This window comes from Geminicoccus sp., from assembly GCF_036263595.1.
In the GTDB taxonomy this organism is placed as follows: Bacteria; Pseudomonadota; Alphaproteobacteria; order Geminicoccales; family Geminicoccaceae; genus Geminicoccus.
Map to the genome: position 1 here is coordinate 1 of NZ_DATAGQ010000146.1, position 8,122 is coordinate 8,122.

Genomic DNA, 8,122 nt, shown 5'->3' on the forward strand with positions numbered 1-8,122 from the left:
AGGAGCTTCTGGCGGCCGAACTGTCCGGCATCCTCGGCTGGGTCGAGCAGCTGGGCGAGGTGAATACCGACCAGGTCGAGCCGCTGCGTTCCGTCATGCCGATCCTGCGCGACTGGCGTGCCGACGAGGTGACCGACGGCAACCGGCGTGATGACGTGCTGGCCAATGCGCCGGCCAAGCAGGATGGCTATTTCGTGGTGCCGAAGGTGGTCGAATGAGCGTGGATCTCAACCGGCTGACGCTGGCCGAGGCCAGCAGGAGCCTCGCCGCCAAGGAGTACAGCGCGGTCGAGCTGGCCGAGGCCTTCATCGCCCAGATGGAATGCCACCGGGCGCTGAACGCTTTCATCACCGAGACGCCCGAGCAGGCGCTTGCCATGGCCAGAGCCTCTGACGAGCGGATCGCCAGGGGCGAGGCCGGCGCCCTGGAAGGCATCCCGATCGCGGTGAAGGACCTGTTCTGCACCAACGGCATCCGTACCACGGCAGGCTCCGCCATCCTCCAGCAGTTCGTGCCGCCCTACGAGAGCACGGTCACGAGCAAGCTCTGGCAGGCCGGTGCAGTGTGCCTGGGCAAGACCAGCCTCGACCAGTTCGGCATGGGCTCGGCCAACCTGAACAGCGCGTTCGGCCCGGTGATCAGCCCCTGGACGAAGCCTGGCGACGAGAAGCCGCTGGTCCCTGGTGGCAGCTCCGGCGGCTCGGCCGCGGCGGTGGCGGCCCGGATGTGCTTGGCCGCGACCGGAACGGACACGGGCGGCTCGATCCGCCAGCCTGCCGCGTTCACCGGCATTGCCGGCATCAAGCCGACCTATGGCCGCTGCTCGCGCTTCGGCATCATCGCCTACGCCTCGTCACTCGATCAGGCCGGTGCGTTTGCCAGGAACGTGCGGGACTGTGCCGTCATGCTCCAGGCGATGGCCGGCTACGACCCGAACGACAGCACCTCGGCCGACCTGCCGGTGCCGGACTTCCAGGCAGGGATCGGCAAGTCGCTGAAGGGCCTCAGGATCGGCATCCCGAAGGAATATCGCGCCGAGGGCCTCTCGCCTGAGATCGACCGGCTCTGGCAGCAGGGTGCGGACTGGCTGCGTGCGCAGGGTGCGGAGGTGAAGGAGGTCTCGCTGCCGCACAGCAAGTATGCGCTGGCGACCTACTACATCATCGCGCCCGCCGAGGTGTCCTCCAACCTCGCCCGCTATGACGGCATGCGCTACGGCCTGCGCGTCGAGGGCCGCAACCTGACCGAGACCTATGAGAGGTCCCGCGGCGCCGGCTTCGGCGACGAGGCCAAGCGCCGCATCATGATCGGCACCTACGTCCTCTCGGCCGGCTATTACGACGCCTACTACGTGAAGGCGCAAAAGCTCCGCCGCATCCTGGTGGACGACTTCACCAAGGTGTTCGAGCAGGTCGACGCCGTCCTGGCCCCCACCACGCCGACGCCGGCCTTCCGCATCGCCGAGGAGCCGGACGACCCGGTCGCCATGTACCTGAACGACGTGTTCACGGTGACGGCGAACCTGACCGGCCTGCCCGGCATGAGCGTGCCTTCCGGCCTTTCCAGCGGCGGCCTGCCGCTGGGCCTGCAGGTCATGGGCAAGCCCTGGGACGAGGCGACCGTGCTCCAGATCGGTGCGGCCCTGGAAGAGGCCGCCGACTTCAAGACGCTTCCTTACGGGATCGAGGCTCGCGCATGAGCTGGACCATCGAAGGCAACACCGGCACCTGGGAGATCGTGGTCGGTCTCGAGGTGCACGCGCAGGTCACCAGCAAGGCCAAGCTGTTCAGCGGAGCGGCTACCGCCTATGGCGCCGAGCCGAACACCCAGGTGAGCCCGGTCGATGCCGGCATGCCCGGCATGCTGCCGGTCGTGAACGCCTACTGCATCGAGCAGGCAGTACGCACGGGCCTGGGCCTAAAGGCCGAGATCAACAAGGTCTCGGTGTTCGAGCGGAAGAACTATTTCTACCCGGACCTGCCGCAGGGCTACCAGATCAGCCAGTACCAGCACCCGATCGTGGGCAAGGGCACGCTGATCCTGGACATGCCCGACGGCAGCCAGCGCCCGATCGGCATCACTCGTCTCCATCTGGAGCAGGACGCTGGCAAGTCGATCCACGACCAGGGCCTGGACACCACGCTGATCGACCTGAACCGCTCGGGCGTGGCGCTCATGGAGATCGTGAGCGAGCCGGACATCCGCGATCCCGAGGAAGCCGTCCTCTACATGCGCAAGCTGCGCTCGATCCTGCGCTATCTCGGGACCTGCGACGGCAACATGGAGGAAGGCTCGCTTCGCTGCGATGCCAACGTGTCCGTGCGCAAGGCAGGGGAGCCGTTCGGGACACGCTGCGAGATCAAGAACGTCAACTCCATGCGCTTCGTGGCCCGTGCCATCGAGTACGAGGCGCGCCGTCAGGTCGACATCCTGGAAAGCGGCGGCACCATCGAACAGGAGACCCGCCTGTTCGATTCCGTGAAGGGCGAGACCCGCTCGATGCGCTCGAAGGAAGAGGCGCACGACTACCGCTATTTCCCCGATCCCGACCTGCTGCCGATCGTGCTGCCCGAGGGCTTCGTCGAGAAGATCCGGGAAAGCCTGCCGGAGTTGCCCGACGAGAAGCGGGCGCGCTTCATGTCGGCATACGGCCTCTCCGCCTATGACGCCGGCGTGCTCGTCGCCGAGCGCGAGACATCCGCCTTCTACGAGGAAGCCTGCAGGCACGGCGACCCGAAGCAGGCCGCCAACTGGATCATCACCGAGCTGTTCGGCCAGCTGAACAAGGCCGGCAAGGGGATCGCCGACAGCCCGATCAGTGCCGCCAACCTCGGCAAGCTCCTGGCGCTGATCAAGGACGGCACCCTGTCCGGACGCCTCGCCAAGGACGTGTTCGCGATCATGTTCGAGACCGGCCAGGCGCCGGACAGGATCGTGGAAGAGCGCGGCATGAAGCAGGTCACCGACACGAGCGCCATCGAGGCCATCGTCGACAAGCTGATCGCCGACAACCCGGGCCAAGTCGCCACGGTCCAGAAGAACCCGAAGGTCGCAGGCTGGTTCACCGGTCAGGTGATGAAGGCCACCGGCGGCAAGGCCAACCCGGGCGTGGTCAACGAGATCGTGGCGAAGAAGCTGGGGATCTGAGCTTTTGGGCGGGTGCCGACCGTGCGCCCGCCCACCAGCACGTCCGTCGATCATCAAGCGGCCCGGCCTAGGAGGCAGCAGCTTCCGGCTTGCTCCCGCTCACCACGTGGATCATGATCGGAATGGCGATGCCATCGGCCCAGCGATAGGCATCGGCGCGCTCGGTGAACACTTGCCTGGCCTGGGCGCGGACCTCGTCGCTCTGCGCTGCCAGGATGGCGGACACCCGTGCAAAGGCGCCCTGCCCGATGCGCCACCAGTGGTCCGCATCGGGAACGCTGTGATGGGTGCGCAGCGTTTCCAGGCAGATGTCGGTGAACCCCGCATCCTCCAAGAGCTTCACCAGCGCCTTCGGTTCGGAGAAGCGGAAGATCGGTGGCCCCGGCGGCAGGCGGTCGGGTGGTGCGGCCAGGCCGAGTTCGGTAATGACGTCGACGAACAGGCCGTTGACCCGGTTGTCGTCCTTTTCGCCCCACCAGGACAGGGCGATGCGGCCGCCCTCCTTCAGGACCCGCCTGGCCTCGGCCACCGCCGCTTCCGGCTCGGGCAGGTGGCCGATCCCGAAGCCCATGGTCAGCGTGTCGAAGGTGCCGTCCTCGACAGGAAGCTGCTCCACCGAGGCCGCCTCGGCGCGGATGGAAGATGACCTCGTCCGGATGATTCCGACCATGGCCGGGCTGAGGTCGAAGGCGTCGACCTGTGCGCCACGCTCCACTGCGCCCAGGGCGACGACCCCGCTGCCGGCGCAGAGGTCGCCATGGCGCGCACCCGCACGCACGCCGGCGGCACCCATCAGGGCTTCGACCGCCAGGGCAGTCACCGGCTCGAACAGGTCGCGGTAGGTGGGCGCCAGCCGGTCGTGGACGGTGCGCTCGAAGGTCTGGAAGGCGTCTTCGGCCAAGGCTCGGCCTCCCCATGGATCAGGGGCCGAGTCTATCGCCTTTAGGCGGTGACGGTGAAGCCCTGGCCGTCGCTCTCGACCTGGAACCGCCCCTCGGCCACCGCCGCAGCGTAGTGCGCGGTCTTCTCGAACCCGCCGAATGGATAGAAGTGCAGCCCTGCGACGAGGTTGTCGCCGTCGCTGCCGACCGCCTTGCTCATGTCGACGATGAAGCCGTCCGGCTCCGCCGCCGTCACCAGCTGCAGCACATTGCCCGCCCGCTTGCTGAGGAAGGACAGCGAGTTGCCGACGCCGCACATCTGGGCATAGCGCAGCAGGCTCTTGATCGAGGCCGGGCCCGGCAGGCCGATCCGGATCGGCAGCCGGTTACCGGCAAGGCGGATGGCCTCTTCCCACTTCACCACCTGGGCGGCGTCGAAGCAGAACTGGGTCATGATCTCGACGTTCATGCCCGTTTCGATCGCCCAGGCATTCTTGTCGGCCAGGGCACCGGCAAGCCCGTGCGCGTCGATGTCCGGGCTGCCCTCGGGGTGGCCCGCCACCGCGATCCGCGTGAAGCCGAGTTCCTGGAACAGGCCGGTGCGCAGCACGTCCATGGAGGAGGCGAACGGACCCTGCTGGGTCGCGGCACCGCCGCCGATCACCAGCGCCTCGCGCACGCCCACGGCAGCCAGCCCGCGCAGGTAGCTGTCCAGCGCCTCGTGCGACGGGAGGGTGCGCGCCGGCACGTGGGGGACCGGCACCATGCGCTCGTAGACCAGCCGGGCGGCGGTCTGCTCGATGGCGGACGGCTGCTCGTCCGGCAGGAAGGCGATGTTGACGCGTGTCCCGCGCGGCAGCGGGATCCGCTCCAGCTTGGCGGCCTGCTTGGCCGTGATCTCGATCGACCAGCCCTGCATCAGGCTAGTTACCTGGGCGGCGATGCCCTGATGCCGTGCGGCATCCCGACGCCCGAACAGATCACGAAACGCTACCGCCATCGACGGGTGCCCCAACTGCCAGCGCCGGGTCCATCCCGACAGGACAGTATATGGGCATTTCAGCGCATCGTTGCTGCCTCAGGCCGGCCGCCGGGCTTTCGTGGATGCGACATGTCGCACCCAGGGATGGATGGCTCAGGAAGAAAGCCCGCGAAGGCGCTGCCGGCAGGCCTGCAGGCGCTGCTCGCCCAGCGCCACCTTCACCGGATCGGCCAGGGCTCGGCCCTGGATCAGGTACCACCCGCCCGCGATCCCGTGCGCCAGCGTCACCTGGTCCTCGATCCGCGCTCGCCAGGATGCGTCATCGCGGCCCCAGCCCTGCAGCAGCGCATCGAAGGCCGGTCCATCGAGATCCAGCTCGATCCTGGCCGTCGCCAAGTCGAAGGCCGGATCGTTCATCCCGGCGTACTCCCAGTCGATCAGCCAGGGCCGGGATCCCTGCCACAGGATGTTGCCCGGATGAACGTCGTCGTGGCAGGGCACCCGCCGCTCCACACTGCCGTCCAGCCGATGGGCCAGATCCATCAGCCGCCGGCGCATGGCCGGGTCGCCGATGGGCTCCTGATGGACCGCCATGACCTCGGCGGCACAAAAGGTCCAGGGCAGCCTGAGAGGAGCGTCGTGCAGCTTGCGCAGCCATGCTCCAAGGGCTGTGGCGGCATCGGCATCCGACCGGAGCGAGTGGCGGTCGCGGACATGCCGCCCTGGCTCCATCCGCGTCAGCATGGTGCCGTCCTGCGCGTCGAAGAAGAGCGGCGGCGGCGTGATGCCCAGGTTGGCTACCGCCTGCAGCACCTGCTGCTCGTCGGACCGGTCGATCCGGTCCGCGGCACCCGGCCGAGGCAGCCGCAGGGCAAAGCCACCGACGGGCGTGTCCAGCGCGAACATGACGTTGGTATGGCCGTTCATCGGGCGCGCCAGGATGTCGCCTGGGTCCAGCGCCGCCAGTGCCGGGATCCGCGCGAGAACGCCCGGCGTCACAGGAGCGGCGGCAGTCCGCTGGTCAGCCTGTCCAGAAGCGACAGCCCGAACGGTGTCGGCAGGTCGCCCGGGCCACGGTCGTGCACCTCTCCCAGGCCCAGCCGCCGGGCCGCCGCCCGCTTGCCGTAGGTGACCAGGTGCGGGATCGACTGCATGACGAACACGATCAGCGGCAGCACCGTCGCATAGAGCCGGTCGGCCTCCTCCCAGTCGCCGTTCTGCGCCGCCCGCCAGATCCCGACATGGATGTCGACCAGTTCCGGCGCGGGGATCATGCCGGCGCAGCCCGCGCGCAGGATGTCCGGCAGTTCCAGCCCGCCACGGCCGTTGAACACGGCCACCTCGCCCTTGAGCTCGTCAATGGTCCGCCGGATCGCGACGGCCGATCCCTCGCCCTTGAGCAGGAGGAAGTTCGGATGGCGGTCCTTCAGCCGGCGGATCGCCTGGTCAGACAGCCCGACTCCGATATAGTCCGGCGCATTCTGGATCGCGGCCGGGACCGGGCACGCGTCGATGACCTTGCCGAAGAAGGAGCCGAGCTCGTCCTCGGACAGCGGCCGTCGTGGCGGCGGCTGGAGGATGACCCACGATACCCCGGCATCGGCCGCCTCGCAGGCGAAGTCGATCTGGTCGGCCTCGGTGGCGCCGAACACCGTGATCGCCACCGGCACCCGGCCGCGCACCGCCTCGATTAGCCAGCGCATCAGCTGGCGCCGCTCGCTGTCCTTCAGCTTCGTCACCTCGGTGGCGAGGCCAAGCGCCGCCAGGCCGTCGGCCCCCGCCGTGATGCAGGCCTCCACCTGGCGGAGCAGGGCCTGGTGGTCGAGCCGGTCGCGGCCATCGAAGAAGGCATAGACGATTGGCCAGATCCCGGCGAAACCTGGTGCATCCATCTCGTTCCTCCCTGTCCCGCCGCCATAGCATCCGCGGTGCCGGGCGCGCCACGCTTGCCGTAGCGGACGGGCCCGGCCATCCTGCTGGCGGGGAACGTTCGGGGGAACTCAGGATGCAGACGTCGCGTCGCACAACGATCGTCACGGCCGCCCTGCTGCTGATGCTCGGCGTGACAGGTGCACGGGCGGGCGAGACGCTGGACCGGATCAAGGCGGAAGGGGTGCTCAAGATGAGCACCGATCCAGAATATCCGCCGCAGTCCTCGCTCGATGCGGCCACCAACGAGTTCGTGGGCTTCGACATCGATGTCGGCCGCGAGATCGCCAAGCGCCTGGGCGTGGAGATCCAGTTCGTCACGCCGGGCTGGGACGTGATCACTGTAGGACGCTGGGCTGGCCGCTGGGACATGTCGGTCGGCAGCATGACGCCCACCAAGGAGCGGGCGGAGGTGCTGGACTTCCCGGCCGTGTACTACTTCACGCCGGCAGCGCTGGTGGTCCACAAGGACAACACCACGATCGCCAAGGTCGAGGATGCCGGCGGCAAGCAGATCGGCGTCGGCCAGGCCACCACCTATGAAAGCTACCTGAACAGGAACCTGACCATCGACGTGGCCGAGGCGCCGCCGTTCGAGTACCTGATCGACGGCGCGGTGGTCCGGACCTACGAGACCGATCTCCTGGCGCTGGACGACCTGCGGCTGGGCGACGGCACCCGCCTCGATGGGGCGCTCACGGCGCTGCCGACCATCCTGGACGCGATCAAGCGCGGCTATCCGCTGAAGGTGATCGGCGAGCCCCTGTTCAAGGAGCCGCTGGCAATCGCGATCGACAAGGGCGACCCCGAGTTCGGAGCCGAGATCACGCGGATCGTCGGCGAGATGAAGGCGGACGGCACGCTCGCACGACTGTCCGAGCAGTATTACGGTGCCGACCTGACCAACTGAGGGGCCGGTGATCCTGGACCTGCTGGAGAACCGGACGTCGCGGCTGACGCTCCTGGGTCTGGTCGTCTTCCTGCTCGCCCTCTCCTTTCCCTGGTCGGTCGGCTACCTCCTGAACTTCCCGCCCTTCATGGCGCGGATGATCGGCGCCGGCATCGTGGCCGGGCTGATCGTCTGCAACGTGCTGGCCCTGGCCAAGTTGCCGTTCGAGCTGCAGGTGCTCGCCGCCTGGCTGGAGCTGGTCGCCCTGTTCGCCCTGTTCTTCTGGAGCTTCGG

At 68.1% G+C, this 8,122-nt stretch carries 8 protein-coding genes and 1 pseudogene; 5 read left to right on the plus strand and 4 right to left on the minus strand.

Features of this window, described 5'->3' with window-relative positions:
* The 3 genes from gatC to gatB all read left to right on the plus strand — a co-directional run.
* The coding region (gene gatC / locus VHL31_RS15005) for an Asp-tRNA(Asn)/Glu-tRNA(Gln) amidotransferase subunit GatC (protein WP_329662033.1) at nt 1–218 on the plus strand (218 nt) is incomplete at its 5' end.
* Nucleotides 219–220: 2 nt separating this feature from the next.
* Complete coding sequence (gene gatA, locus VHL31_RS15010) at nt 221–1,699, plus strand: Asp-tRNA(Asn)/Glu-tRNA(Gln) amidotransferase subunit GatA (RefSeq protein WP_414653742.1); 1,479 nt, start codon at nt 221–223, stop codon at nt 1,697–1,699.
* Nucleotides 1,696–3,147 carry an Asp-tRNA(Asn)/Glu-tRNA(Gln) amidotransferase subunit GatB gene (gene gatB / locus VHL31_RS15015; protein ID WP_329662035.1) on the plus strand — a complete coding sequence of 484 codons (1,452 nt, stop codon included), beginning with the start codon at nt 1,696–1,698 and terminating at the stop codon, nt 3,145–3,147. Before gatA ends, gatB begins: the two co-directional genes overlap by 4 nt.
* 67 nt (nt 3,148–3,214) lie before the next feature.
* Here gatB and VHL31_RS15020 read toward each other — a convergent pair whose 3' ends face one another.
* The 4 genes from VHL31_RS15020 to VHL31_RS15035 all read right to left on the minus strand — a co-directional run bounded on the left by VHL31_RS15020 (nt 3,215) and on the right by VHL31_RS15035 (nt 6,902).
* Nucleotides 3,215–4,048: a class I SAM-dependent methyltransferase gene (locus tag VHL31_RS15020; RefSeq protein WP_329662036.1), complete on the minus strand. Its 834-nt coding sequence runs from the start codon at nt 4,046–4,048 to the stop codon at nt 3,215–3,217.
* Nucleotides 4,049–4,089: 41 nt separating this feature from the next.
* A complete protein-coding gene (locus tag VHL31_RS15025; RefSeq protein WP_329662037.1) occupies nt 4,090–5,028 on the minus strand; it encodes a methylenetetrahydrofolate reductase in 939 nt (312 codons plus the stop codon).
* Between the two features lie 135 nt (nt 5,029–5,163).
* On the minus strand, nt 5,164–6,009 hold the full coding sequence (locus tag VHL31_RS15030; RefSeq protein WP_329662038.1) for a choline/ethanolamine kinase family protein: 846 nt from the start codon (nt 6,007–6,009) through the stop codon (nt 5,164–5,166).
* Complete coding sequence (locus VHL31_RS15035) at nt 6,006–6,902, minus strand: dihydrodipicolinate synthase family protein (RefSeq protein WP_329662039.1); 897 nt, start codon at nt 6,900–6,902, stop codon at nt 6,006–6,008. The genes VHL31_RS15030 and VHL31_RS15035 overlap by 4 nt, the downstream gene beginning before the upstream one ends.
* 113 nt (nt 6,903–7,015) lie before the next feature.
* On the opposite strand from VHL31_RS15035, the gene VHL31_RS15040 reads away from it, so the two are divergent.
* Together VHL31_RS15040 and VHL31_RS15045 are read left to right on the plus strand one after the other, a co-directional pair.
* Entirely contained in the window at nt 7,016–7,849 is an 834-nt protein-coding gene (locus VHL31_RS15040; RefSeq protein ID WP_329662040.1) for a transporter substrate-binding domain-containing protein, read from the plus strand.
* Between the two features lie 7 nt (nt 7,850–7,856).
* Nucleotides 7,857–8,122 (plus strand): annotated as a pseudogene (locus tag VHL31_RS15045) (hypothetical protein); the annotation flags it as partial.